Origin of the sequence: Pseudomonas sp. NPDC086566, from assembly GCF_050280885.1 — a bacterium.
Classification (GTDB): domain Bacteria; phylum Pseudomonadota; class Gammaproteobacteria; order Pseudomonadales; family Pseudomonadaceae; genus Aquipseudomonas; species Aquipseudomonas vlassakiae.
In genome coordinates this window covers 331,444-354,747 of the sequence record NZ_JBNNWD010000007.1, presented here as the reverse complement: position 1 = coordinate 354,747, position 23,304 = coordinate 331,444, and the positions used below count along the sequence as shown (strand labels likewise).

Below are 23,304 nucleotides of genomic sequence, written 5' to 3'. Positions count from 1 at the left end.
AGGCGAATCAGGCGGTAGATAGGTAAATGGCAGGGCGAAAAAAACCCGATACCTGCAAGCAGGCATCGGGCCTTGTGCAGCGCCTGTGGCGACCTACTTGGCGACAGGCGTGCCAGCAATGACACTGGCCCGTGGCCGGCGGCGCTCCTTGAGCAGGTAGGCAACCAGCATCGCTGCCAGCCACACCGGGATCGCGTACACCGATACCTGGATACCGGGGATCATCAGCATGATGCCCAGGATCAGTACCACGAAAGCCAGTACCAGGTAGTTGCCGTACGGGTACCACAATGCCTTGAACAGCGGCTTCTGGCCGATGCGGTCAAGGTGCTGGCGGAACTTCAGGTGCGAGTAGCTGATCATCGCCCAGTTAATCACCAGGGTCGCGACCACCAGCGACATCAGCAGCTCCAGGGCATTCTGCGGCATCAGGTAGTTGAGCAGCACGGCGATCAGGGTCACGCCCGCCGACACCAGGATCGAACGCACCGGCACGCCGCGCTTGTCGACCTTGGCCAGCGAGGCCGGGGCATCACCCTGCTCGGCCATGCCCAGCAGCATGCGGGCGTTGCAGTAGGTGCCGCTGTTGTAGACCGACAGCGCTGCGGTCAACACCACGAAGTTCAACAGGTTGGCCGCCACGTCGCTGCCCAGCAGCGAGAACACCTGGACGAACGGGCTGCTGCCGTAGCTGCCGCCGGACGCATCGATGCTGGCGACCAGGTTGTCCCATGGGGTCAGCGACAGCAGCACGACCAGAGCGCCTACATAGAAGATCAGGATGCGGTAGATGACCTGGTTGATCGCTTTCGGGATCACGGTCTTTGGCTTGTCGGCCTCGGCGGCAGTGAAACCGAGCATCTCCAGCCCACCGAACGAGAACATGATGAACGCCAGGGCCATCACCAGGCCGCTGACCCCATGCGGGAAGAAGCCACCGTGGCTCCACAGGTTGCTCACCGAGGCGTCAGGGCCGCCGTTGCCGCTGGTCAGCAGGTACGCCCCCAAGCCGATCATGCTGACGATGGCCACGACCTTGATGATGGCGAACCAGAACTCTGCCTCACCAAAGAACTTCACGTTCATCAGGTTGATGGCGTTGATCAGCACGAAGAACGCAGCCGCCGTGACCCAGGTCGGGATCTCCGGCCACCAGTAATGCACGTACTTGCCCACCGCCGACAGCTCCGACATGCCCACCAGGATGTACAGCACCCAGCAGTTCCAGCCCGACAGGAAGCCGGCGAAGCCGCCCCAGTAGGTGTGGGCGAAATGGCTGAACGAGCCGGCCACCGGCTCTTCGACGATCATCTCGCCGAGCTGGCGCATGATCATGAAGGCGATGAAGCCGCAGATGGCGTAACCGAGGATCATCGACGGGCCGGCGGATTTCATCACGCCTGCCGAACCGAGGAACAGGCCGGTACCAATCGCGCCGCCGAGGGCGATCAACTGGATGTGGCGGTTCTTCAGGCCCCGCTTGAGCTCGCCTGAATGCATGTTTTGTCCACTCATGAACGAAGTCACCTGCATTGTTTTTATCTGTGACGGAATCGGACCCACCGCGCTCGTGGCGCAGCGGAATGGGCAAGGTGGTTACCTTGGGTTTCCTGCCAACGGATGCCGCCGGGGCGGATCAGCCAGGTGTGGGCAGGAGTGCGCGGTACGCAAGAGGGTCACAGGTAAAACGCGGCGCACTGTATACCCCTGCAAACGCGCAGGCGTCAACGCGTTGCATCGTTTCCCTGGGAAAAAACGCAGCGATCCTGTGGTAGGAGCCTGAAAAGGCGAAGTGATCGGCGTACATGGCGCCTCCATTTGTTGTTCTGTTGGCCCGGCTCTGTGGACGGGCTTTTTGCACATGGCAATGAGTGCTATATCACCGTGGTACGGGGGTTTGAGCAAGACTGGACGAGATGGAGGGAGGGGATTCTTGATGGGTGCCGCGGCAAGTTCTGTTTACACGGACAGGAAAAATCCGAATTGCGGGCCGAATTCGGCCAGTTCTGTATAAATTTTTTTACAGGGTGGTTTGGAAACTTGCCAGTCGTCCGAAATTTTCTTTTTCTTCAATATCTTGGGCTGCTGCGCAGCCCCAAAAATCTTAAAGGCATAAAAAAACCAGCCCGAAGGCTGGTTCTCATTACCGCTGTGACCCATCAGCCGCGAGGCTTGCCACGACCGCGACCAGCCGGCTTGTCACCGTCAGGCTTGCCCGGGCGCTTGCGCATTTCGCTCGGCCGCTCGGCCACAGCGCTGCCACGGCTGCCCTTGCGCGGCGCTTCGTCACGCGGCTGACGTGCAGGGCGCTCGGCTGCGGCACCCTCATGGGCCGGACGCAGGCTGCGCACGCGCTCGTTGCGCCCCAGTGGGCGGCTCGATTTGCGCTGCAGGCGTTCCATCTTGTCCTTGGCCTTGAGGTTCATGGCTGGCAGCGCAACCGGCTGCAGGCCGACTTCAGCGGCGAGGATGTCGATTTCGCCCTGGGTCATTTCACGCCAGCGGCCCATCGGCAGGTCGGAGTTGAGGAACACCGGGCCGAAGCGCACGCGCTTCAGGCGGCTGACCACCATGCCCTGGGATTCCCACAGGCGGCGCACTTCACGGTTACGGCCTTCCATCACCACGCAGTGGTACCAGTGGTTGAAGCCTTCGCCGCCTGGCGCCTTCTGGATGTCGGTGAACTTGGCCGGGCCGTCTTCGAGCATCACGCCGGCCTTGAGGCGATCGATCATTTCGTCATCGACTTCACCCCGCACGCGCACGGCGTACTCGCGGTCCATCTCGTAGGACGGGTGCATCAGGCGGTTGGCCAGTTCGCCGTCGGTGGTGAACAGCAGCAGGCCGGTGGTGTTGATGTCGAGGCGGCCGATGTTGATCCAGCGGCCTTCTTTAGGCCGCGGCAGTCGGTCGAACACGGTCGGGCGGCCTTCCGGGTCGTCACGGGTGCAGATCTCGCCGTCGGGCTTGTTGTACATGATCACCCGGCGCGTGGCCTCGGCGGCCTCCTCACGCTTGATCAGCTTGCCATCGACAGTAATGGCGTCGTGCAGGTCGACGCGCAGGCCGAGGGTGGCCTCGACGCCGTTGACCTTGATACGGCCCTGGCTGATCCAGGCTTCGACGTCACGGCGCGAACCGACGCCAATGCGCGCCAGCACCTTCTGCAGCTTTTCGCCGGCTGGCGGGGTAATTTCGGTATTTTGCAGGTCTTGCTCACTCATCTGGGCACCTCCCGGTGTAGGAATGAAATAAGGGTCTTGGCAGCGAACGCGCCAAAGGGCCGCGCATCATACGCGGTTCGCTGGGGGAACGCACTGCAGGGTAGAGGGTTTTGTCGGCTTTGGGAGTGAATTCTGCCTAATGGTGATGAGTAGGCAGTAACGGCCTCTTCGCGGGTTTACCCGCGAAGAGGCCGGCACAGGCAGCAGAAGAGTCAGGGCTGCGACTTGCCCTCTTCCACCGAGGCCTCGGGCTCTTCCTCGCGCAGGTCGTCGAAGTCGGTCTTCAGCCCCTCCTCCATGGCATCGAGCTCCACCAGCAAACTGCGGAAACTGGTCTCTTCCTTGGGCTCAGCCTGCATCTCTTCGTCACCCAGGCTGGCATCGGCCAAGGCCTGTATGTGCGCCGGCACCGGGGCATCATCCGGGTCCAGCAGCGGCGCCGGCTCCATCTCGCGCAGTTCGGCCAGCGCTGGCAGCTCGTCCAGGCTCTTGAGGTTGAAGTGATCGAGAAACGCCTTGGTGGTGGCGAACATCGCCGGTCGCCCGGGTACCTCGCGGTAGCCGACCACGCGAATCCACTCACGCTCCATCAGCGTCTTGATGATGTTGCTGTTGACCGCCACGCCCCGCACATCCTCGATCTCGCCGCGGGTGATGGGCTGGCGGTAGGCGATCAGCGCCATGGTCTCGAGCAACGCACGGGAATAACGCTGGGGGCGCTCCTCCCACAGCCTTCCGACCCAGGGCGCGAAGTCTTCACGAATCTGCAGGCGGTAACCGGTGGCCACCTCCTTGAGCTCGAACGCTCGCCCGGCGCAGGACTTGGCGAGCACTTCCAGGGCTTTCTTGAACACCTTCGGCTCGGGGCGCTCGGCCTCCTCGAACAGCTCGTAGAGGCGTTCGAGGGACTGCGGCTTGCCCGAAGCGAGCAGGAAAGCTTCGATCAGCGACGCCAGGTCGCGGGGTTCATTCAGGTTCATCAGGTTCTTCGACAGACTCGGGACGCAGCCGCACATGGATCGGCGCAAAGGGCGCATTCTGCACCAGTTCGACCAGCGATTCCTTCACCAGCTCGAGGACCGCCATGAAGGTCACCACCACGCCAAGCTTACCCTCGTCCGAAGCGAACAACTCGACAAACGGCACGAAAGCGCCACCTTTGAGGCGCTCCAGCACATCACTCATGCGCTCGCGGGTGGACAGCGTCTCGCGGGTGATCTGGTGGCTCTCGAACAGATCGTTGCGGCGCATGACTTCGGCCATGGACACCAGCAGCTCTTCCAGGCTGACCTGTGGCAGCAGCTTGCGCACTTTGGCCTGGGGGGCCTCAAGACGCGGCACGACGATCTCGCGGCCCACCCGCGACAACTCGTCGATGCCTTCGGCGGCAGCCTTGAACCGCTCGTACTCCTGCAGGCGGCGGATCAGCTCGGCGCGCGGGTCGCCCTCCTCTTCCTCGACCTCGACCGAGCGCGGCAACAGCATGCGCGACTTGATTTCGGCCAGCATCGCGGCCATCACCAGGTACTCGGCGGCCAGCTCCAGGCGCACGCTCTTCATCAGCTCGACATAGCCCATGTACTGGCGTGTGATCTCCGCCACGGGAATGTCGAGGATGTCGATGTTCTGCTTGCGGATCAGGTACAGCAGCAGGTCCAGCGGCCCCTCGAAGGCTTCGAGGATGACCTCCAGGGCGTCCGGCGGGATGTACAGGTCCACCGGCATTTCGGTCAGTGCTTCGCCGTAGACCAGCGCCAGTTGCAACTGCTGGGGCGAAGCGCCCTGCCCGGCCGGCGCCCCGGCTACCTCCACCTGACTCACGCGTTGACCATGAACGGCGTGGGGTCGCCGCAACCTTCGCGGATCAGCTCAGGTTCGTCGCCGGACAGGTCGATGATGGTCGAGGCCTTGAGGTCGCCAAAGCCGCCGTCGATGACCAGGTCCACATGGTGCTCCAGGCGCTGGCGAATCTCGTAGGGATCGGTCATCGGCTCGCTGTCGCCCGGCAGGATAAGGCTCACGCTCATCAGCGGCTCGCCCAGTTCGGCCAACAGCGCCAGGGTGATGCCGTGGTCAGGTACGCGCAGGCCTATGGTGCGGCGCTTTTCATGCAGCAGCAGGCGCGGCACTTCGCGGGTACCGTTGAGAATGAAGGTGTAGGGCCCGGGCACGTGGGCCTTGAGCAGGCGGAAGGTGCCGGTGTCGACCTTGGCGTACAGCCCCAGTTGCAACATGTCGCAGCACATCAGGGTGAAGTTGTGGGTCTTGTCCAGGCCGCGCAGGCGGCGCACGCGCTCGATCGCCGCCTTGTCGCCGATCTGGCAGCCCAGGGCGTAGGCCGAGTCGGTCGGGTAGACCACCACGCCGCCCTTGCGGATGATCTCCACCGCCTGGCGGATCAGGCGCGGTTGTGGGTTCTCCGGATGAATCTGGAAAAATTGGCTCACAAAGTCGTCCTGTTCATAGCGCCATAGGCTGTTCATGGCTGAATCGACGCCACAGAGGTGGCAGGTCCTCGGGCAATGGCCGGTAGGCACCGATCTCGCCCCAGGTGCCGGGGCCGTGGAAATCGCTGCCAGCGCTTGCCAGCAGGCCGAACTCACGGCTAAGGATGGACATCGTGCCCACCTGCTCGGCCGGCATCATCCCGTTGACCACTTCAAGTGCCTGCCCGCCTGCCTGAATATAGTCGGCAATCAGGCGCCTGCGCTTGCTGCGGGTCAGATCGTAATGCATGGGATGCGCAAGGCTCACCCAGGCGTTGGACTGGCGCAGGGTGGCGACAGTTTCATCGAGCGTCGGCCAGTGCTGCTTGACGTCGCCCAGCTTGCCGGCCCCGAGCCACTTGCGGAAGGCCTCGGCGCGGTCCTTGACATGGCCGGCGCGCACCAGGAATTCGGCAAAGTGTGGCCGCGCCGGGGCGTTGCCGCTGTCACCCAGTTCCTGCTGCACGGCCCGTGCGCCGTCGAGGGCACCCGGCATGCCCTTGGCCGCCAACCGTTTGTCGATTTCCTCGGCGCGCAACCAGCGGCCGCGGTGCAAGGCCTCGATGGCCTGGAGCAAGGGCGGCGCATCGAGCGGGAAGTTGTAGCCCAGCACGTGAATGGTCGCGCCACCCCAGGTGCACGACAGCTCCACGCCGCTGACCCAGCGCATGCCACGCGCGTGGCAGGCCTGGCGCGCCTCGGCCAGCCCTTCGAGGGTATCGTGGTCGGTCAGTGCCAGCGTTTGCACCCCGTGCTCATGGGCCCGGGCGACCAGGTCCGTAGGCGACAGGGCGCCGTCGGAGGCCGTGCTGTGACAGTGCAGATCAACATTCATGGAGGAGCGCTTTCGCTGGAATCGATGTTTGTTATTATGCCGTCACATCCCGATCCTGGCTGCCATTGTGAAACAATTCATCGATTTCATCCCGCTGCTGCTGTTCTTCATCGTCTACAAGCTCGACCCGCGCCCGGTGGACGTCGCCGGTCACAGCTTCGAATTCGGCGGCATCTACAGCGCCACAGCGATGCTGATCATCAGCTCGCTGGTGGTTTACGGCGCACTGTTCCTGCGCCAGCGCAAGCTGGAGAAGGGCCAGTGGCTGACGTTGATCGCCTGCCTGGTGTTCGGTGGCCTGACCCTGACCTTTCACAGCGAAACCTTCCTCAAGTGGAAAGCGCCGGTGGTCAACTGGCTGTTTGCCCTGGGCTTCGCCGGGAGTCACTTCATCGGCGACCGGGTGCTGATCAAGCGCATCATGGGCCACGCCTTGACCCTGCCCGATGCCATCTGGTCGCGCCTGAACGTGGCCTGGGTCGCCTTCTTCGTGTTCTGCGGCGCCGCCAACCTGTTCGTTGCCTTTACCTTCCAGAACTTCTGGGTCGACTTCAAGGTGTTCGGCAGCCTGGGCATGACCGTGATCTTCCTGGTGGCGCAGGGTGTTTACCTGTCGCGTCACTTGCACGACGACCCTTCAACCTCCAAACCCAAGGATTGACATGCTCTACGCCATCATCGCCAGCGACGTCGCGAACTCCCTGGAAAAACGCCTGGCCGCACGCCCGGCGCACATCGAGCGCCTGCAGCAGCTCAAGGCCGAAGGCCGCGTGGTACTGGCCGGCCCGCACCCGGCCATCGACAGCAACGACCCAGGTGAAGCCGGCTTCAGCGGCAGCCTGATCGTCGCCGAGTTCGACTCCCTGGCAGCGGCCCAGGCCTGGGCCGATGCCGACCCGTACATCGCCGCCGGCGTGTACGACAAGGTCATCGTCAAGCCGTTCAAGCAAGTCCTGCCTTGAGCTGCAGCACGTCGCCTTTAAAGCCGGCGACGTGCCCTGCCCCGCCCTGATCGCAGGCTTGAATTGCACGCTCGTGCCCAGTCTGCGGTATCTTTGCCGCTGGCGGACACAGAAGACGCCGTCAATGGTTGAATTGAGTGAGTCATGAGCGAGCTGTTACTGATTGATGATGACCAGGAACTCTGCGAGCTGCTCGGCAGCTGGCTGACCCAGGAAGGGTTTGCGGTACGCGCCTGCCACGATGGGCTGAGCGCGCGCCAGGCCTTGGCCGAGCATGCCCCGGCGGCCGTGGTGCTGGATGTGATGCTGCCCGACGGCAGCGGCCTGGAGCTGCTCAAGCAACTGCGCAGCGAGCATGCCGAGTTGCCGGTACTGATGCTGTCGGCCCGTGGCGAACCCCTGGACCGCATCCTCGGCCTGGAGCTGGGTGCCGATGATTACCTGGCCAAGCCCTGTGACCCTCGTGAGCTCACCGCCCGCCTGCGCGCCGTGCTGCGCCGCAGCCACCCCACCGCCACCACCACCCAGCTGGAGATCGGTGATCTGGCGTTCAGCCCGGTGCGCGGCGTGGTCAGCATCGATGGCCGCGACATGAGCCTGACCCTGTCCGAAAGCCGCATCCTCGAAGCGCTGCTGCGCCAACCGGGCGAGCCGCTGGACAAGCAGGAACTGGCGCAGATCGCCCTGGGGCGCAAGCTGACCCTGTATGACCGCAGCCTGGACATGCATGTCAGCAACCTGCGCAAGAAGATCGGCCCGCATGCCGATGGGCGGGCGCGGATCGTCGCGCTGCGTAGCCGCGGTTACTACTACTGCCTGTAAGCCAGCATGGGGCCGCCCGCGCCCCATCTTTACCCTGCCTTTACCGTCCGCTGACTGCGCTTGACCTTGATCTCCCTAGACTGAGCTCATCCGGTAACCACCGGCCCATGACAGGAGAGACGCCATGCGCAAGACCCTTATCGCCCTGATGTTCGCCGCCGCTCTGCCGACCGTGGCCATGGCCATGCCTGAAGGCGGCCCGCGTCACGACGGCCCGCATCATCGCGGTGATGCGCCTTTCGCCCAACTGGACCTGAGCCGCGACCAGCGCCAGCAGATCGGCAAGCTGATGGGCGAGCAGATGCAGCACCGCCGCGAAATCACCGAGCGCTACCTGAACAAGCTGCCAGCCGCCGAGCAGAAGGCCATGAAGGACGAGCTCAAGGCCAGCCACGACAAGACCGACAGCCAAGTCCGCGCGCTGCTCAAGCCTGACCAGCAGAAGAAGTTCGACGAACTGCAAAAGGAACGCGAAGCCCGCAAGGCTGAATGGAAGGAGTTCCAGGACTGGAAAGCTGCAAAAGCCGCCAAGGCCCAGTAAGCTTCCTCCGCAATGCCCGGCCCGCCTCAAGCGGGCCGGGCTTTTCCCGTTTACAGGAGGTGCTCTTGCGTTCTCTGTTCTGGCGCATCCTGGCCAGTTTCTGGCTGGCCATCACCCTGGTCGCAGGCTTGTCGATCCTGCTCGGCCACGTGCTTAACCAGGACGCCTGGATCCTCAGCCGCCACCCGGGCCTCAAGACCATGGCCAGCCATTGGGCCAAGCATTACGAGCAAGAAGGCCTGGAGTCTGCCCAGGCCTTCCTCGAGCGACGCAAGCAGCGCTACAAGATCGATGTGCAGGTGCTGGACGACAGCGGCGATGCGGTGGTGCCCGGGACTTTCCCGCGCCGCGCTGCGGCGTTCGAGGCGCGCCAGCACAATGACGAGCGCCACCTGCCGTGGCGGCGCCTGACCGAGGAATACACCAGCCCCGACACCGGCAATACCTACTTGCTTATCTACCGCATCCCGCACCCAGAGCTGGACGCCTGGCACCGTGAGAGCCTGCTCTGGCCGTTGAGTGCGCTGGGCATTGCCTTGGTGGTGCTGACCTTGTTCAGCTTGCTGGTGACCCTGTCGATCACTCGCCCCCTGAGCCGCCTGCGCAGCGCCGTGCACGACCTTGGCCAGGCCAGCTACCAACAGAACAGCCTGGCCCGCCTGGCCGCCCGGCGTGACGAGTTCGGCGTGCTGGCCAAGGACTTCAACAAGATGGGCGCGCGCCTGCAGAGCCTGATCGGCAGCCAGCGCCAGCTGCTGCGTGACGTGTCTCACGAGCTGCGTTCGCCGCTGGCCCGCCTGCGCATTGCCTTGGCCCTGGCCGAGCGCGCCGAAACCGAACAGCGCCAGGCCTTGTGGCCACGCTTGACCCGTGAATGCGACCGCCTGGAAGACCTGATCAGCGAAATCCTGACGTTGGCCCGGGTCGATGCCGAGCAGGCCCACGCCGAGCCTGTCGACCTCAACGCCTTGCTCGGCAGCGTGCGCAAGGACGCTCAGCTCAGCGCACCAGAGCAGGAGGTGAAACTGGAGGCGCAGCCGGGGCTGACGCTGCAAGGCTGGCCGACGCTGATCGAGCGTGCCGTGGACAACCTGGTGCGCAATGCCCTGCGCTTCAACCCGCAAGGGCAGCCGATCGAAATCAGCGCGCAGCGCGAGCAGGACACGATCGTGCTGAGTGTGCGTGACCATGGGCCGGGGGCTGCGCCGGAGCACCTGGCGCAATTAGGGGAGCCGTTCTTCCGGGCGCCGGGGCAGGAAGCGGCAGGTCATGGGCTGGGGCTGGCGATTGCGCGCAAGGCGGCAGAGCGGCATGGCGGCAGCCTGGTGCTGGAGAATCACCCGCAGGGCGGGTTTGTGGCCCGGCTGGAATTGCCGCTGGTGGTGGTGACTGGCAGTTGAAGTGATAGTGGGCTACCGGCCCTTTCGCGGGTAAACCCGCTCCCACAGGGATCGCCTCAGGCCTGGAGCCAGCGCTGTACCTGTGGGGCGGGCTTGCCCGCGAAGAATCCGGCGCGTTATTCGCCCCAGGCGCTGACGTACTCGGCAGTCTCCAGAATCGGCGCCGTGCGCGGCTCGGCCATTGGCGTGCCGACGTACAAGTAGCCGATCAGCTCTTCGTTTTCAGCCAGGCCCAAACCCTTGTGCACATGGGCATCGAACGCCATGTCGCCGGTACGCCATACCGCACCGATCCCCTGGGCATGGGCCGCAATCAGGATGCCATGGGCCGCGCAACCCGCAGCCAGGCGCTGCTCCGACTTGGGTACCTTGAAGTGGTCCTGCAGCTTGGCGATCACCACGATCAGCAACGGTGCACGCAACGGCATGGCCCGCGCCTTGTCCAGCGCAGCCTGACTGGCGTCGCCCTTGTGCTGCAACGCTTCGGCAAACAGTTCACCGAGCTTGTCGCGGCCCTGGCCCTCGATGGTCAGGAAGCGCCATGGCCGCAGCTGGCCGTGGTCCGGTGCGCGCAAGGCGGCCTGGAACAGCGCCTCACGCTGGGCCTCGTTGGGCGCAGGGTCGGTCAGGCGTGGCACGGAAACACGGTTGAGCAATGCGTCGAGAGCCTCCATCGGCTACCCTCCTGGCAGGTAAATGTGCGGCCATTCTAGCGTTTACATCACCAGACCCATAGGTAGAATGGCGCCCTTCCGTTTCGAGTCAGAGCAGATCACATGGCGATGCCGACCTTAAGGATCATTGGTTTCATCATCGGCATCTTCCTGATCACCCTGGCGGTCAGCATGGTCGTGCCCATGGCGACCCTGGTGGTGTTCGAACGCACCGGCGACATGCCGTCGTTCCTCTGGTCGAGCCTGATCACCTTCATCGCCGGCCTGGCCATGGTGCTGCAGGGGCGCCCCGAGCACGTCCACCTGCGCCCGCGCGACATGTACCTGCTCACGGTCAGCAGCTGGGTGGTGGTGTGCGTCTTCGCCGCACTGCCCTTCCTGCTGACCCAGCACATCAGCTACACCGACGCTTTCTTCGAGAGCATGTCCGGTATCACCGCCACCGGCGCCACGGTGCTCAGCGGGCTGGACAGCATGTCGCCGGGCATCCTGATGTGGCGCTCGATGCTGCACTGGCTCGGTGGCATCGGTTTCATCGCCATGGCGGTGGCGATCCTGCCGCTGCTGCGCATCGGGGGCATGCGCCTGTTCCAGACCGAATCGTCGGACCGTTCGGAAAAGGTCATGCCGCGCTCGCACATGGTCGCCAAGTCGATCGTCGGCGTATACGTCGGCTTCTCCATCTTTGGCGCACTGGCCTTCTGGTGGGCCGGCATGAGCCCGTTCGATGCCATCAACCACGCCATGTCAGCGATCTCCACTGGCGGTTTCTCCACCTCTGACCAGTCCCTGGCCAAGTGGGACATCCCCGCCGTGCACTGGGTCGCGGTGGTGGTGATGATCCTCGGCAGCCTGCCCTTCACGCTGTACGTGGCCACCCTGCGCGGCAACCGCAAGGCGCTGATACGCGACCAGCAGGTGCAGGGTTTGCTGGGCATGCTGGTGGTGACCTGGATCGTGCTCGGCACCTGGTACTGGTACACCACCAACCTGCACTGGCTCGATGCCCTGCGCCACGTGGCATTGAACGTGACCTCGGTGGTCACCACCACCGGCTTCGCGCTGGGCGACTACAGCCTGTGGGGCAACTTCTCGCTGATGCTGTTCTTCTACCTGGGCTTCGTCGGTGGCTGCTCTGGCTCGACGGCCGGCGGCATCAAGATTTTCCGTTTCCAGGTCGCCTACATCCTGCTCAAGGCGAGCCTCAACCAGCTGATCCACCCGCGCGCGGTGATCAAGCAGAAATACAACGGGCATCGCCTGGACGAAGAGATCGTGCGCTCGATCCTGACCTTCTCGTTCTTCTTCGCCATCACCATCTGCGTAATGGCGCTGCTGCTGTCATTGCTGGGCGTGGACTGGATGACCGCGCTGACCGGTGCTGCCGGAACGGTGTCGGGCGTTGGCCCGGGCCTGGGCGAAGTGGTCGGTCCTTCGGGCAATTACTCGACGTTGCCGGATGCCGCCAAGTGGATTCTCGCTACCGGCATGCTGCTTGGTCGCCTGGAGATCATCACCGTGCTGGTGTTATGTATGCCGGCGTTCTGGCGTCATTGACCTCGGCAGGCTCCGCGCCCAGCCGGGCGCGGTATTCGCTGGGGGTCTCATCGAACCAGCGGCGAAATGCCCGGTAGAAGTTGCTCGGGTCGGCAAAGCCCAACAGGTAGGCGGTTTCCAGCAGGGTCATGCCCGGCTGGGCCAGGTACTGTTCGGCGAGCTCACGACGGGTGTCGTCGAGCAACGCCTGGAAGCTGGTGCCCTCTTCCTGCAAACGGCGCTGCAGGGTGCGCTGGGACAGGTGCAGGGCCTGGGCCAGCGTTTCGCGCTTGGGTTCGCCTTGGGGCAGGATACGGCACAGCACCTGGCGCACCCTATGGGTCACGCGGCTCTCGGAAAAACGCGCCAGGTATTCGCCAGCAAAGCGGTCATGCAGGATGGCCATGGCTTCGTTGGCGGTGGGCAACGGCGCTTCCATGTCGGCCCGTTCGAATACCAGGGCATCGTGTGGCGCGCCGAATACCAGCGGGGAATGAAAGGCCACCTTGTACGGCTCGATATCCTTCGGCTGCGGCCCTTGCACCAGCACCCGCCGCGGCTGCACCGGCCGGCCACTGAGCCATTTGCACAAGGCCAGCGCACAGGCCAGTGACGCTTCGGCGCTGTGCCGGGTGGGGGGCAGGTGATCGCCATGCACGGTCAGGATCAGCGAATAGCCTTCAGGGCCAAGGGTGAAACTCAGGTCGGAGCTTTCGGCAATGATGCGTTGGTAACGCACCAGCCGCTCAAAGCCTTCGGCCAGGGTGCGGCTGGACATCAGCGCATAGCCCACCACATGGAACGAAGCCGGGCGCACCACCCGCGCCATGTTCAGGCCAATCGCCTCGTTGCCCGAGAGCTCGACCGCGAGCTGCCAGAGGCGGGTCATGGCGTCCTGCGGAAAACGTGCATCCGGATCGTCGAGTGCGGCGAAATCCAACCCCAGCTGCTTGAACATCGCCGGGCAATCGAGCCCTTCGAGCTCCAGCGCCTTCACAATCCCTGATGCCCAGCTGGCTGACGTGGTTCTCTCACTCATGGCAGGCTTCTTGTACGGACCGCTTCATGCGGTGAACCTCAAGGATACTCATTTGGCGCCTATTGTCACTGGCCGGCCCCGCCAATGACTCTAGACTCGAATCAGGCTCCACGCCGTGTATCCTGTCCAAAAGTGATAATCCCGGAGCACTGCCCATGACCAGCACAGCGCAGTTTCGCAGTTTTGCCGAGTTCTATCCGTATTACCTGGGCGAGCACAGCAACCCCACCTGCCGGCGCCTGCACTTTGTCGGCACCAGCCTGGTGATTGCCTTGCTGGCCTACACCATTGGCAGTGGCAAGTGGTTGTTGCTGCTGGCGGTACCGTTCTGCGGCTACGGCTTCGCCTGGGTGGGGCATTTCTTTTTCGAGAAGAACCGGCCGGCGACGTTCAGCCACCCCTGGTACAGCCTGATTGGCGACTTCGCCATGTTCCGCGACATCCTGCTCGGCAGGATCAGCCTCTAGCCTGGGGGCGCAGCCGGTTCATGCCGGCTCGCGCAGCGCAGCAGCTTGCGCGGCCAGCCGCGCCTGGGCATCGGCCAGCCGATACAACGCGATGCTGCCATCCCAGTGCTCGATCAGCGCCGTGCACGATTCCACCCAATCGCCGCAGTTCAGGTACTCCACCTCCCCCACCTGGCGGATCTCGGCATGATGGATATGCCCGCACACCACCCCATGAAAGCCGCGCCGGGTGCATTCATGGGCAATCGCATCCTCGAAGTCGCTGATGAAGTTCACCGCCCCCTTGACCTTGTGCTTGAGGTACGCCGACAGCGACCAGTAGCCATACCCATAGCGGGCACGCCAATGGTTGAGCCAGCGGTTGAGCACCAGGGTGAATTCGTAGGCACGGTCGCCAAGAAAGGCCAGCCAGCGGTGATAGCGGGTAATGACGTCGAACTGGTCGCCATGCACCACCAGCAGGCGACGGCCATCGGCGGTCAGGTGCTCGGCCTCGTCCACCAGTTGGATGTTGCCCAGCATCAGCTTCGAATAACGGCGCAGGAATTCGTCATGGTTGCCGGTGACGTAGATCACCTCGGTGCCGCGCTTGCTCATGGTCAGCAAGCGGCGGATCACATTGGTATGGGCTTGCGGCCAATAGATGCCGCTGCGCAGCTTCCAGCCATCGATGATATCGCCGACCAGGTAGATACGGTCGGCCTGGTAACCCTTGAGGAACTGCGACAGGTGTTCGGCCTGGCAGTCTCGCGTGCCCAGGTGCACATCGGATATCCACAGCGTGCGCACGCGCTGCTTGCGTGACGGGCGAGAAAGTTCGACATGGGTCATGGGCAGGCTCCGGCGCTGTTTGCTGGAGACTGGCAGGCACAGATGACAGGTTGGTGGCAGGGATGTGACGAGTGATGGTCTGCCAGGAATGCGGCACAATGGCGGGCAGCCCCACGAGGAAGCCCCATGGCCGGCCCGATACTTTCCATGCGTCATTACCGCGATGAGCTGATCGCCCACAGTCACGAACACCCGCAACTGGTGTTCGGCCTGCACGGCCGCCTGGACTTCGAGGTGCAGGGCCACAGCGCCAAGGTCGCCCGCCAGGGGCTGGTGGTGGTGCCCGCTGGTGCCCACCACACGTGCGGCAGTGACGTCGGCAGCGATTGCCTGGTGCTGGATGTACCGGACGAACACTGGCTGCACGAGCAGCTGGGCGCGCATGCCGATGCCAGCCGGCGCCTGCTCGACCAGCCTGGCGCACGAGGGCTGAACGAGCGCCAGCAGCAACTGGTGGACTGGCTGGCGGCGAGCCCCATGGACGACCCGCTGATCGCCCGGCAAGGCGCGGTACTGTTGTTGGCCAGCCTCAACCCCAGCGCTTCGGCCATCGTCACGCCCAGCCACCGCCTGCCCTATGCCGCATTCGATGTGCATATCGAACAGCACGCGGCGTACCCCTTGCAGGTGGCCGACCTGGCGCGCATCGCCGGCTTGTCCAGTACCCGGCTGCATGCACGGTTCAGCGCCGAATGTGGCATGACGCCGATGGACTACATTCGCCAGCGACGCCTGCTCAAGGCCAGGCGGCTGGTCACGCAGACCTTGCTGCCGATCGGGGAGATCGCGGCGCAGGTGGGGTACAGCTCGCAGAGTGCATTTTCGGCGGCGATGCTGCGGGCGTTCGGTTGCTCGCCGCTGGCGCTGCGGCGAGCGTCTGGCGACAACTGACGGCAGGATGGCGACAGAACCTGTTGGCCTGTGGCTTTACACTGTGCTGTACCGGCCCTTTCGCGGGTGAACCCGCGAAAGGGCCCGTACAGCCCGTAAAGAATTAAAGGACTTGCAATGAACCACCGCACCGCCCTCGGCGCCCTGCACATCGGCGCGCTGTTCTTCGGCCTGACCGGCGTCTTCGGCAAACTGGCCGCCAGCGCCAGCCCGACGATCATCGTCTTCGGCCGCGCCGCCTTCGCCGTGCTGGCCCTGGCGTTGTTCGCCAGCCTCACCGGCCCCGGCTGGCGACGCCTGAGCGGCCATGACATACGCCGCCTGCTGCTCGGCGGCGTGCTGTTGGCCGGTCATTGGGTCAGCTTCTTCATCGCCGTGAAGGTCGGCGGCGTGGCCATCGCCACCCTGGGATTCGCCAGCTTCCCGGCGTTCACCGTGATCCTCGAAGGCCTGCTGTTCCGCGAGCGCATCCGCCGCAACGAAGGTGTGCTGGTCGTGCTGGTCAGCATCGGCCTGATACTGGTCACCCCACAGTTCGACCTGGCCAGCCAGGCCACCGGTGGCCTGCTCTGGGCCTTGCTCTCCGGTTTGTTGTTCTCGCTGCTGTCGCTGACCAACCGTGCCGGCTCCGGGCGCTTGCCGGCCGTGCAGGCAGCGCTGTGGCAGAACCTGGTGATCGGCGTGTGCCTGCTGCCTTTCGCCGGCCCGGGGCTGAGCCAGGTCGCCCGCATCGACTGGCTGTGGATCGCCCTGCTCGGGGTCTTCTGCACCGGCGTCGCCCACAGCCTGTTCGTGGCCAGCCTGGGGGTGATCAAGGCGCGCACCGCCGCCGTGGTGTTTGCCATGGAACCGGTCTACGGCATCGCCGTGGCCTGGGCGGTGTTCGCCGAAACGCCCACCCTGCGCATGCTGCTGGGCGGCGTGCTGATCATTTTCGCCATCGTGCTGTCGAGCCGCATGGCCGCCGAGCAACCGCCGCGGCACAAGGTCGCGGCCGAGGGCGCCTGATCAGCGATCGTTGTGGCCCAGGTCGCGCTGCGGGTCGATCTGGTCGCGCACGCGCTGCTTCAGCACCTTGGCCTCGGGGAAGCCACCGTCGGCCTTGCGTTCCCAGATCTGCACGCCATTGCAAGTGATGCGGAAGATGCCGCCGGTGCCAGGCTCCAGCGCCACCCGGCCAAGGTCGTCGCTGAAGGTGCTGAGCAGTTCCTGGGCCAGCCAGGCGGCGCGCAGCAGCCATTGGCATTGCGTGCAATAAGTGATGACGATTTCCGGCTTGTTGTCGGCCATGCTGAAGCATCTCCAGGTGAGGGGCCGCTTATACTAGCGGTCTTTAGCCTTCGGTTTGAGACTCACGATGCGCCGCCTGCTGCTCTGTTTTTTGCTGACGCTCACCACCCTCACCGTATTCGCCGCCGAGCCTGCCCGCCCCAAGGTCGGCCTGGTGCTGTCTGGCGGCGCGGCCCGTGGCCTGGCTCATATTGGCGTGCTCAAGGCGCTGGAGGAACAGGGCGTGCGCATCGACGCCATCGCTGGCACCAGTATGGGCGCAGTGGTGGGCGGGCTGTATGCCTCTGGCTACAGCGTCGAGGAACTGGAGAAACTCGCCACCACACTGGACTGGCAACAGGCGCTCTCCGACGCGCCACCCCGCAAGGACGTGCCGTTCCGGCGAAAGCAGGACGACCGCGACTTCCTGGTCAAGCAGAAGCTGAGTTTTCGCGACGACGGCAGCCTCGGCCTGCCGCTGGGGGTGATTCAGGGCCAGAACCTGGCGCTGCTGCTGGAAAGCAAGCTGGCCCACACGGCCGACACCCGCGACTTCGACAAGCTGCCAATCCCCTTCCGCGCCGTGGCCACCGACATCGCCAGCGGCGAAAAGGTGGTGTTCCGCCGCGGCCACCTGCCGCAGGTGATTCGGGCGAGCATGTCGATCCCGGCGGTATTCGCCCCGGTCGAACTCGACGGCCGCCTGCTGGTGGATGGCGGCATGGTCGACAACATCCCGCTCGACGTGGCCCGCGAAATGGGCGTCGACCTGGCCATCGTGGTCGACATCGGCACCCCGCTGCGCGACCGCAAGCAACTGGCCACGGTGGTCGACGTGCTCAACCAGTCGATCACCCTGATGACCCGGCGCAACTCCGAGGAACAGCTGGCCAGCCTGCACCGCGACGACATCCTCATACAGCCGCAGCTGGCGGCCTATGGCGTCACCGATTTCGGCCGCGCCCACGACATGATCGACGCCGGCTACCGCGCGACTCGCCTGCTCGACACGCGTCTGGCCGCGTTGCGCCAACCGGAGCATGACACCAGCCTGGCCGTGGCCCGCTCACCGGGCCAGCGCACGCCAGTGATCACCGCCATCAGGATAGAGAACGACTCGAAAGTCAGCGATGACGTGATCCGTTACTACATCCGCCAGCCCATCGGCGAGCCGCTGGCGCTCGACCGCCTGCAGACCGACATGGGCACCCTGTATGGCCTGGACTACTTCGACCGGGTGCAGTACCGCGTGGTGCACAAGGGCGATGACAACACCCTGGTGATCAATGCCCGTGGCAAGCGCGGCGGCACCGACTACCTGCGCCTGGGCCTGAACCTGTCCGACGACCTGCGCGGTGACAGTGCCTTCAACCTTGGCGCCAGCTACCGCATGAACGGCATCAACCGCTTGGGCGCGGAGTGGCTGACACGCGCCCAGATCGGCGACCAGCAGGAGCTTTACAGTGAGTTCTACCAGCCGCTGGACGTAGGTTCGCGCTACTTCGTCGCGCCTTACCTGGACCTTGGCTCGCAGAACATCGAAGCGACCCTGGACAACGACCCGATAGCCGAGTACCGCCTCGAGCGCTACGGTTTCGGCCTCAATGTCGGCCGCCAGATCGGCACCTCCGGCGAAGTGCGCTTGGGGGTAGGCAAGGCCTGGGGCGAGGCCGAAGTGCGTATCGGCGATCAGGACTTGCCCTCGGTCAGCTTCAACGAAGGCTTTTACGAGCTGAAATACTCGTTCGACACCCTCGACAACGTGTACTTCCCGCACACCGGCGAGGACATCGGGCTGACCGTGCGCAAATATGACAAGTCGCTGGATTCTGACGAGGACTACCGGCAGTGGCTGCTGAACCTGGACAAGGCATTCAGCATTGGCCCGGACACCTTCGTGCTGGGTGGCCGCTATGGGCGCACGCTGGACGATACCGAGGTGGTGACCTCAAGCTTTGTGATGGGAGGCGCGAGGGAACTCTCCGGCTTCCGCCAGGGCTCGGTGTCAGGGCAGAACGTGAGCCTGCTGCGGATGGTGTACTACCGGCGCCTGACCCCGCGGGCCTATCTGCCGCTGGACTTCCCGCTGTATATCGGCGGGTCGCTGGAACGTGGGCGGGCTTGGAACAACGACAACGAATTCGACAGTGGCTACATCAACGCCGCGAGCATCTTCCTGGGGCTGGAAACGCCATTGGGGCCGTTGAATCTGAGTTATGGCGCCAACACGGCGAATGAGCAGGCGGTATACCTGAACCTGGGGCATACCTTCTAGATGGCCGGGGCCGCCTTGCGGCCCCGCAGGGCTCAGGACTTCTCGAGATTGGCGAGGATCTTTGCATGCACCCGCATGCACACTTCCAGATCAGCCTCATCAACGCCCGTGAACAGCTCCAGGCGCAGGGCATTGGCGATGGTCTCGATCTGCTCGATCAGCGGTTTGGCCGGTGGGCACAGCAGAATCTTCTTCGCCCGTCGGTCCTCCAGCACCGCCTGGCGACGTACCAGCCCCTGGCTTTCCAGGCTGTCGAGCAGCCGCGCCAGGGTCGGGCCTTCGACACCCACGCTCTGCGCCAACTCACGCTGGGTAGGCGCTTGTTCGAAGCGAGCGAGGTGCAACAACACCAGCCAGCGTGCCTGGGACAGGTTGAGCCCGGCCAGGCGGCGGTCCAGCTCGGCACGCCAGCCGCGGGACATCTGCGCCAGCTGCATGCCGAAGCGGTGTTGGTTGTCGGTCAGGGGCATAAGCAACTCATAGACTAGAACTAATTATTAGTCAGCTAACCATGCTCCGGAGCATCAGGCAAGGCTGCCCGCTGCGGAAACCTCCGATAATCGTCAAAAAGGATGACAAACATCAGCAGTTGACTGAAATGCCGCCCATCAAAGCTCGAACTCCGCTGCCAGTGCCGCACGCACGCAATACAGGACGCCTTCTGGTACCCGTGCGCCGAACAACGGGGCAATTGCCGATACTGGCGGCAGCTCGCCCTCGCCGTCGAGGAAGGCGTCCTGCACCTCCATCATCAGGTCTTCCGGCAAGTCCAGCGCCTGCTCCAGGCTCAGCTCCTGGCGGCCAAGGGCCTCGGCCAGCAGGCTGTAGACATTCTTCTCGCTGCAGTTGAGCTGCCCGGCGATCTGTGCCGGGGTCATGCCGGCGCGGGCCAGGCTGACCAGTTCGTGGCGCAGGTCGAGCACCACCTTCGGCGCCTCTTCGGTGCCCCCGGCGCCGTTGAGCACTTCGAGGAAGGCCTGGCCATAGCGCTCCAGCTTGCGCGCACCGACGCCGCTGACCTGTGCCATGTCGCTGAGGCTGGTCGGCTGGCTGCGGAGCATTTCCAGCAGGGTGGAATCGGGGAAGATGACGTAGGGTGGCACGCTGTGCTCTTCGGCCAGCTTGCGCCGCAGGGCGCGCAGCGCCTCCCACAGTTCGCGCTCTTCGGTGCGCACCAGCTGGCTGGCCGGGCTGCCGCCGCTGGTGGACGTCTTGGCCACGGTCTGTGGCTTGAGGTCGCGGCGCAGTTGCAGGTTCACCTCGCCACGCAGCAGCGGCCGGCAGCTGTCGGACAGGCGCAAGCCACCGTAGCCATCCAGGTCGATGTCGACCAGGCCGCGTGCCACCAGCTGACGGAACAGCGAACGCCATTCGGCTTCGGCCAGGCCCTTGCCGACGCCGAACACCGAAAGCTTCTCATGGCCAAAGTTGCGTACTTTCTCGGTGTCCTTGCCCAGCAACACGTCGACCAGATGGCCGACGCCGTAGCGCTGGCCAGTGCGGAACACGGCCGACAACGCCTGGCGGGCCGGCTCGGTGGCGTCCCAGGTCTGCACCTGGTCGACACAGTTGTCGCAGTGGCCACAGGGGTGTTCGAGGGTTTCGTCGAAATAGGCCAGCAGTGCCTGGCGGCGGCAGCGGGTTTCTTCGCACAGGGCCAGCATGGCGTCGAGCTTGTGCTGCTCGATGCGCTTGTGGCGCTCGTCACCCTCGGAGTTCTGCAGCATCTGCTTGAGCATCACCATGTCCTGCAGGCCGTAGGCCATCCAGGCATCCGATGGCAAGCCGTCGCGGCCGGCGCGGCCGGTTTCCTGGTAATAGGCCTCGAGCGACTTGGGCAAGTCGAGGTGGGCAACGAAGCGTACGTTGGGCTTGTCGATACCCATGCCGAAGGCAATGGTGGCGACCATGATCAGCCCTTCCTCGTTGAGGAAGCGGTGCTGGTTGGCAGCACGCGTCTCGGCGGCAAGGCCGGCGTGGTAGGGCAACGCCGGGAAACCCTGCTCGCAGAGGAACGCTGCGGTTTCATCGACCTTCTTGCGCGACAGGCAGTAGACGATGCCGGCGTTGCCGCGCCGCTCGCCGAGGAAGGCCATCAACTGCTTGCGTGGCGCCTCCTTGGGCACGATGCGGTAGAAGATGTTCGGCCGGTCGAAGCTCGACAGGAAGCGCTCGGCACCCTGCAGGTGAAGGCGCTGGACGATTTCCTCGCGGGTCCGCATGTCGGCGGTGGCGGTCAGGGCGATGCGCGGCACATGGGGGAACAGTTCGGCCAGTTGCCCGAGCTGCAGGTATTCCGGGCGGAAGTCATGGCCCCATTGTGAGACGCAGTGGGCTTCATCGATGGCGAACAGCGAAATGTCGAGGCCGCGCAGGAAGTCGAGCATGCGCGGCTGCACCAGGCGCTCCGGCGCCAGGTAGAGCATCTTCACTTCGCCCCGGCGCAGGCGCCCGGCCAGGTCACGCTGCTGCTCCGGGCTCAGGGTGGAATTGAGCGCTGCGGCGGCGACACCGAGTTCGTCGAGGGTGGCGACCTGGTCGTCCATCAGCGCGATCAGCGGCGACACCACCACCGTCAGGCCCGGGCGCAACAAACCCGGCACCTGGAAGCACAGGGACTTGCCGCCACCGGTAGGCATCAGCACCAAGGCATCGCCGCCATTGGCCACGCATTCGATGATCGCTGCCTGGCGCCCACGGAAACTGTCGTAACCGAAGATATCCTTGAGAACGCGCTGAGCCTGTTCGAGCATGTGCAACTCCACAAATCGCCGTACCATCCTGGACACAGGCTGGACGATAAACCCGCTCCGCACACGCCAAAAGCGTAAGCGGCTTTTGCCAGATGGCCGGGGAAACCCGGCCCTGGATGAAAAACGGCGGAGTATACCGTAGTGACGGCCTGCACAGGATGCCCGGTGACAGACGTTCCCTTTGCCCCGCTGCCGCCGCAAGGTGCTAGAATTCACTATCGTTTATTCCCCAAGGTAGCCCTGTAATGTCCTTCGCCGAGCAACTGACCCGCCTGCAAGCCTTCCTCGACGCCGATGAGCTGCACGAAGAAGCGCTGGACTACGTCGCCGCACACGGCTACCTGACCGCGCTGTCGATCTGCTCCGAGGAAGTCCCCGAGCGTGAATGGATCGACGCGCTGTTTGCCGAAGAACCCCATTACGCCAGCGAAGCCCAGCGCACCGAGATCGAAGCGACGCTGGTGGCCCTCAAAGCCCACATCGCCCGCCAGCTGGCCAGCGACGAGGAATTCGACCTGCCCTGCGACCTGGACCTGACCGACGAGCCGGATGATTCCGACCTGCGCGGCTGGTGCATCGGCTTCATGGAGGGCGTGTTCCTGCGTGAAGAGGCCTGGTTCGAGGATGCCGAGGAAGAAGTCAGCGAGATGCTGCTGCCGATCATGGTCGGTTCCGGCCTGTTCGACGAACAGCCCGAGTTCGCCGACATCGCCAGCAATGCCAACCTGCAGGACGACATGATCGTGCAAATCCCGGAAGCGCTGAGCGCGCTGTTCCTGCTGCTGCACGCTCCAGACGAAAAGCCGGCGCTGCTCAAGCCACGCCACCACTGAGTCGGCCGTGCGCTACCTGCTGCTGGCCGTCGGCTGGCTCAGTGTTGCGCTGGGGGTGCTGGGGATCTTCCTGCCGGTGTTGCCCACCACCCCGTTCCTGCTGCTGGCGGCGGCCTGCTTCGCCCGCAGCTCGCCGCGCTTTCACGACTGGCTGGTCAACCACCCCAAGCTGGGGCCGTGGATCCGTGACTACCTGAGTGGCGAAGGCATACCGCTCAAGGGCAAAGTCTACGCCATCGGCCTGATGTGGGCGAGCATCGGCCTGTCCTGCTACCTGGTGCCGCTGTTCTGGGCCAGGGTGTTCATGCTCACCAGTGCGGTGCTGGTGAGCCTGTATATCCTCAAGCAAAAGACCTTGCGCCGGCCGGGCTGAGCCCTGCTATCGCCTGTTCCGGCCTCTTCGCGGCTAAAGCCGCTCCTACAGGTACTTCACTGCCCTCAGGCAGCATTGACCCTGGTGGGAGCG

General features: G+C 64.4%; 24 protein-coding genes. 12 read left to right on the top strand and 12 right to left on the bottom strand.

The features are described 5' to 3' along the window. Positions 1-93 precede the first annotated feature (93 nt). The 6 genes from ACQKPS_RS18665 to ACQKPS_RS18640 all read right to left on the bottom strand — a co-directional run bounded on the left by ACQKPS_RS18665 (position 94) and on the right by ACQKPS_RS18640 (position 6,545). Positions 94-1,515 (bottom strand): amino acid permease, encoded by a 1,422-nt coding sequence (locus ACQKPS_RS18665; RefSeq protein WP_254484116.1) that lies wholly within the window; start codon positions 1,513-1,515, stop codon positions 94-96. A 644-nt stretch (positions 1,516-2,159) separates the two neighbouring features. Continuing rightward, positions 2,160-3,224 carry a 23S rRNA pseudouridine(2605) synthase RluB gene (gene rluB / locus ACQKPS_RS18660; protein ID WP_254484114.1) on the bottom strand — a complete coding sequence of 355 codons (1,065 nt, stop codon included), beginning with the start codon at positions 3,222-3,224 and terminating at the stop codon, positions 2,160-2,162. A gap of 212 nt (positions 3,225-3,436) precedes the next feature. Further along, positions 3,437-4,204, bottom strand: a complete 768-nt coding sequence (gene scpB / locus ACQKPS_RS18655) for an SMC-Scp complex subunit ScpB (protein WP_283723707.1) — start codon at positions 4,202-4,204, stop codon at positions 3,437-3,439. Beyond that, positions 4,191-4,916: a segregation and condensation protein A gene (locus ACQKPS_RS18650; protein WP_427605317.1), complete on the bottom strand. Its 726-nt coding sequence runs from the start codon at positions 4,914-4,916 to the stop codon at positions 4,191-4,193. Before ACQKPS_RS18650 ends, scpB begins: the two co-directional genes overlap by 14 nt. Positions 4,917-5,041: 125 nt before the next feature. Beyond that, the gene (locus ACQKPS_RS18645; RefSeq protein WP_427605304.1) at positions 5,042-5,671 is read right to left on the bottom strand and encodes an L-threonylcarbamoyladenylate synthase; all 630 of its coding nucleotides are present in this window, start codon (positions 5,669-5,671) and stop codon (positions 5,042-5,044) included. Positions 5,672-5,684: 13 nt separating this feature from the next. Continuing rightward, on the bottom strand, positions 5,685-6,545 hold the full coding sequence (locus ACQKPS_RS18640) for a PHP domain-containing protein (protein ID WP_427605303.1): 861 nt from the start codon (positions 6,543-6,545) through the stop codon (positions 5,685-5,687). Positions 6,546-6,612: 67 nt separating this feature from the next. Here ACQKPS_RS18640 and ACQKPS_RS18635 point away from each other — a divergent pair, with 67 nt between their 5' ends. From ACQKPS_RS18635 to ACQKPS_RS18615, 5 genes are all read left to right on the top strand, one after another. Further along, the gene (locus ACQKPS_RS18635; protein WP_254484110.1) at positions 6,613-7,206 is read left to right on the top strand and encodes a septation protein A; all 594 of its coding nucleotides are present in this window, start codon (positions 6,613-6,615) and stop codon (positions 7,204-7,206) included. 1 nt (position 7,207) lies between these two features. Then, the gene (locus ACQKPS_RS18630) at positions 7,208-7,507 is read left to right on the top strand and encodes a YciI family protein (RefSeq protein WP_008091826.1); all 300 of its coding nucleotides are present in this window, start codon (positions 7,208-7,210) and stop codon (positions 7,505-7,507) included. A 144-nt stretch (positions 7,508-7,651) separates the two neighbouring features. Further along, positions 7,652-8,329, top strand: a complete 678-nt coding sequence (locus tag ACQKPS_RS18625; protein WP_054886955.1) for a response regulator transcription factor — start codon at positions 7,652-7,654, stop codon at positions 8,327-8,329. Positions 8,330-8,453: 124 nt separating this feature from the next. Continuing rightward, the gene (locus ACQKPS_RS18620) at positions 8,454-8,870 is read left to right on the top strand and encodes a Spy/CpxP family protein refolding chaperone (RefSeq protein ID WP_254484109.1); all 417 of its coding nucleotides are present in this window, start codon (positions 8,454-8,456) and stop codon (positions 8,868-8,870) included. A gap of 59 nt (positions 8,871-8,929) precedes the next feature. After that, positions 8,930-10,270, top strand: a complete 1,341-nt coding sequence (locus tag ACQKPS_RS18615; protein WP_283723704.1) for a sensor histidine kinase — start codon at positions 8,930-8,932, stop codon at positions 10,268-10,270. A gap of 116 nt (positions 10,271-10,386) precedes the next feature. Here ACQKPS_RS18615 and ACQKPS_RS18610 read toward each other — a convergent pair whose 3' ends face one another. Then, complete coding sequence (locus ACQKPS_RS18610) at positions 10,387-10,944, bottom strand: NAD(P)H nitroreductase (protein WP_283723703.1); 558 nt, start codon at positions 10,942-10,944, stop codon at positions 10,387-10,389. 102 nt (positions 10,945-11,046) lie between these two features. Here ACQKPS_RS18610 and ACQKPS_RS18605 point away from each other — a divergent pair, with 102 nt between their 5' ends. Next, complete coding sequence (locus ACQKPS_RS18605) at positions 11,047-12,501, top strand: TrkH family potassium uptake protein (RefSeq protein ID WP_254484105.1); 1,455 nt, start codon at positions 11,047-11,049, stop codon at positions 12,499-12,501. Here ACQKPS_RS18605 and ACQKPS_RS18600 read toward each other — a convergent pair. Next, a complete protein-coding gene (locus ACQKPS_RS18600) occupies positions 12,458-13,519 on the bottom strand; it encodes an AraC family transcriptional regulator (RefSeq protein ID WP_254484103.1) in 1,062 nt (353 codons plus the stop codon). The two genes, ACQKPS_RS18605 and ACQKPS_RS18600, sit on opposite strands and share 44 nt — an antisense overlap. Before the next feature lie 155 nt (positions 13,520-13,674). On the opposite strand from ACQKPS_RS18600, the gene ACQKPS_RS18595 reads away from it, so the two are divergent. Beyond that, positions 13,675-13,986, top strand: coding sequence for a DUF962 domain-containing protein (locus ACQKPS_RS18595; protein WP_254484102.1), 312 nt, complete (start codon positions 13,675-13,677; stop codon positions 13,984-13,986). Between the two features lie 18 nt (positions 13,987-14,004). On the opposite strand, the gene ACQKPS_RS18590 is transcribed toward ACQKPS_RS18595, so the two are convergent. Continuing rightward, positions 14,005-14,817, bottom strand: a complete 813-nt coding sequence (locus ACQKPS_RS18590) for a UDP-2,3-diacylglucosamine diphosphatase (RefSeq protein ID WP_254484100.1) — start codon at positions 14,815-14,817, stop codon at positions 14,005-14,007. A gap of 126 nt (positions 14,818-14,943) precedes the next feature. Between ACQKPS_RS18590 and ACQKPS_RS18585 the strand changes: the two genes are divergently transcribed. Both ACQKPS_RS18585 and ACQKPS_RS18580 read left to right on the top strand, forming a co-directional pair. Next, on the top strand, positions 14,944-15,708 hold the full coding sequence (locus ACQKPS_RS18585; RefSeq protein ID WP_283723702.1) for a helix-turn-helix transcriptional regulator: 765 nt from the start codon (positions 14,944-14,946) through the stop codon (positions 15,706-15,708). 117 nt (positions 15,709-15,825) lie between these two features. Further along, a complete protein-coding gene (locus tag ACQKPS_RS18580; protein ID WP_427605302.1) occupies positions 15,826-16,716 on the top strand; it encodes a DMT family transporter in 891 nt (296 codons plus the stop codon). Here ACQKPS_RS18580 and ACQKPS_RS18575 read toward each other — a convergent pair whose 3' ends face one another. Next, positions 16,717-16,998, bottom strand: a complete 282-nt coding sequence (locus ACQKPS_RS18575) for a SelT/SelW/SelH family protein (RefSeq protein ID WP_054886965.1) — start codon at positions 16,996-16,998, stop codon at positions 16,717-16,719. It lies immediately after the preceding gene. A 67-nt stretch (positions 16,999-17,065) separates the two neighbouring features. Between ACQKPS_RS18575 and ACQKPS_RS18570 the strand changes: the two genes are divergently transcribed. Continuing rightward, on the top strand, positions 17,066-19,252 hold the full coding sequence (locus tag ACQKPS_RS18570) for a patatin-like phospholipase family protein (RefSeq protein WP_254484096.1): 2,187 nt from the start codon (positions 17,066-17,068) through the stop codon (positions 19,250-19,252). Positions 19,253-19,284: 32 nt separating this feature from the next. Here ACQKPS_RS18570 and ACQKPS_RS18565 read toward each other — a convergent pair whose 3' ends face one another. Next, a complete protein-coding gene (locus tag ACQKPS_RS18565) occupies positions 19,285-19,722 on the bottom strand; it encodes a MarR family transcriptional regulator (protein WP_054886967.1) in 438 nt (145 codons plus the stop codon). 138 nt (positions 19,723-19,860) lie between these two features. Then, entirely contained in the window at positions 19,861-22,005 is a 2,145-nt protein-coding gene (gene recQ, locus ACQKPS_RS18560) for a DNA helicase RecQ (RefSeq protein WP_254484095.1), read from the bottom strand. A 245-nt stretch (positions 22,006-22,250) separates the two neighbouring features. On the opposite strand from recQ, the gene ACQKPS_RS18555 reads away from it, so the two are divergent. Together ACQKPS_RS18555 and ACQKPS_RS18550 are read left to right on the top strand one after the other, a co-directional pair. After that, positions 22,251-22,838, top strand: a complete 588-nt coding sequence (locus tag ACQKPS_RS18555; protein ID WP_254484093.1) for a YecA family protein — start codon at positions 22,251-22,253, stop codon at positions 22,836-22,838. Positions 22,839-22,845: 7 nt separating this feature from the next. Then, on the top strand, positions 22,846-23,211 hold the full coding sequence (locus tag ACQKPS_RS18550) for a YbaN family protein (RefSeq protein ID WP_254484091.1): 366 nt from the start codon (positions 22,846-22,848) through the stop codon (positions 23,209-23,211). Positions 23,212-23,304 lie beyond the last annotated feature (93 nt).

Excerpts from the sequence above, each read along its gene's own strand:
- ACQKPS_RS18580 (WP_427605302.1), top strand. The coding sequence starts at position 15,826 with ATGAACCACCGCACCGCCCTCGGCGCCCTGCACATCGGCGCGCTGTTC.
- ACQKPS_RS18590 (WP_254484100.1), bottom strand. The coding sequence starts at position 14,817 with ATGACCCATGTCGAACTTTCTCGCCCGTCACGCAAGCAGCGCGTGCGC.
- ACQKPS_RS18610 (WP_283723703.1), bottom strand. The coding sequence starts at position 10,944 with ATGGAGGCTCTCGACGCATTGCTCAACCGTGTTTCCGTGCCACGCCTG.
- rluB (WP_254484114.1), bottom strand. The coding sequence starts at position 3,224 with ATGAGTGAGCAAGACCTGCAAAATACCGAAATTACCCCGCCAGCCGGC.
- ACQKPS_RS18570 (WP_254484096.1), top strand. The coding sequence starts at position 17,066 with ATGCGCCGCCTGCTGCTCTGTTTTTTGCTGACGCTCACCACCCTCACC.
- ACQKPS_RS18575 (WP_054886965.1), bottom strand. The coding sequence starts at position 16,998 with ATGGCCGACAACAAGCCGGAAATCGTCATCACTTATTGCACGCAATGC.
- scpB (WP_283723707.1), bottom strand. The coding sequence starts at position 4,204 with ATGAACCTGAATGAACCCCGCGACCTGGCGTCGCTGATCGAAGCTTTC.
- ACQKPS_RS18565 (WP_054886967.1), bottom strand. The coding sequence starts at position 19,722 with ATGCCCCTGACCGACAACCAACACCGCTTCGGCATGCAGCTGGCGCAG.
- ACQKPS_RS18600 (WP_254484103.1), bottom strand. The coding sequence starts at position 13,519 with ATGAGTGAGAGAACCACGTCAGCCAGCTGGGCATCAGGGATTGTGAAG.
- ACQKPS_RS18640 (WP_427605303.1), bottom strand. The coding sequence starts at position 6,545 with ATGAATGTTGATCTGCACTGTCACAGCACGGCCTCCGACGGCGCCCTG.
- ACQKPS_RS18605 (WP_254484105.1), top strand. The coding sequence starts at position 11,047 with ATGGCGATGCCGACCTTAAGGATCATTGGTTTCATCATCGGCATCTTC.
- ACQKPS_RS18595 (WP_254484102.1), top strand. The coding sequence starts at position 13,675 with ATGACCAGCACAGCGCAGTTTCGCAGTTTTGCCGAGTTCTATCCGTAT.
- ACQKPS_RS18665 (WP_254484116.1), bottom strand. The coding sequence starts at position 1,515 with ATGAGTGGACAAAACATGCATTCAGGCGAGCTCAAGCGGGGCCTGAAG.
- ACQKPS_RS18625 (WP_054886955.1), top strand. The coding sequence starts at position 7,652 with ATGAGCGAGCTGTTACTGATTGATGATGACCAGGAACTCTGCGAGCTG.
- recQ (WP_254484095.1), bottom strand. The coding sequence starts at position 22,005 with ATGCTCGAACAGGCTCAGCGCGTTCTCAAGGATATCTTCGGTTACGAC.
- ACQKPS_RS18620 (WP_254484109.1), top strand. The coding sequence starts at position 8,454 with ATGCGCAAGACCCTTATCGCCCTGATGTTCGCCGCCGCTCTGCCGACC.
- ACQKPS_RS18630 (WP_008091826.1), top strand. The coding sequence starts at position 7,208 with ATGCTCTACGCCATCATCGCCAGCGACGTCGCGAACTCCCTGGAAAAA.
- ACQKPS_RS18585 (WP_283723702.1), top strand. The coding sequence starts at position 14,944 with ATGGCCGGCCCGATACTTTCCATGCGTCATTACCGCGATGAGCTGATC.
- ACQKPS_RS18555 (WP_254484093.1), top strand. The coding sequence starts at position 22,251 with ATGTCCTTCGCCGAGCAACTGACCCGCCTGCAAGCCTTCCTCGACGCC.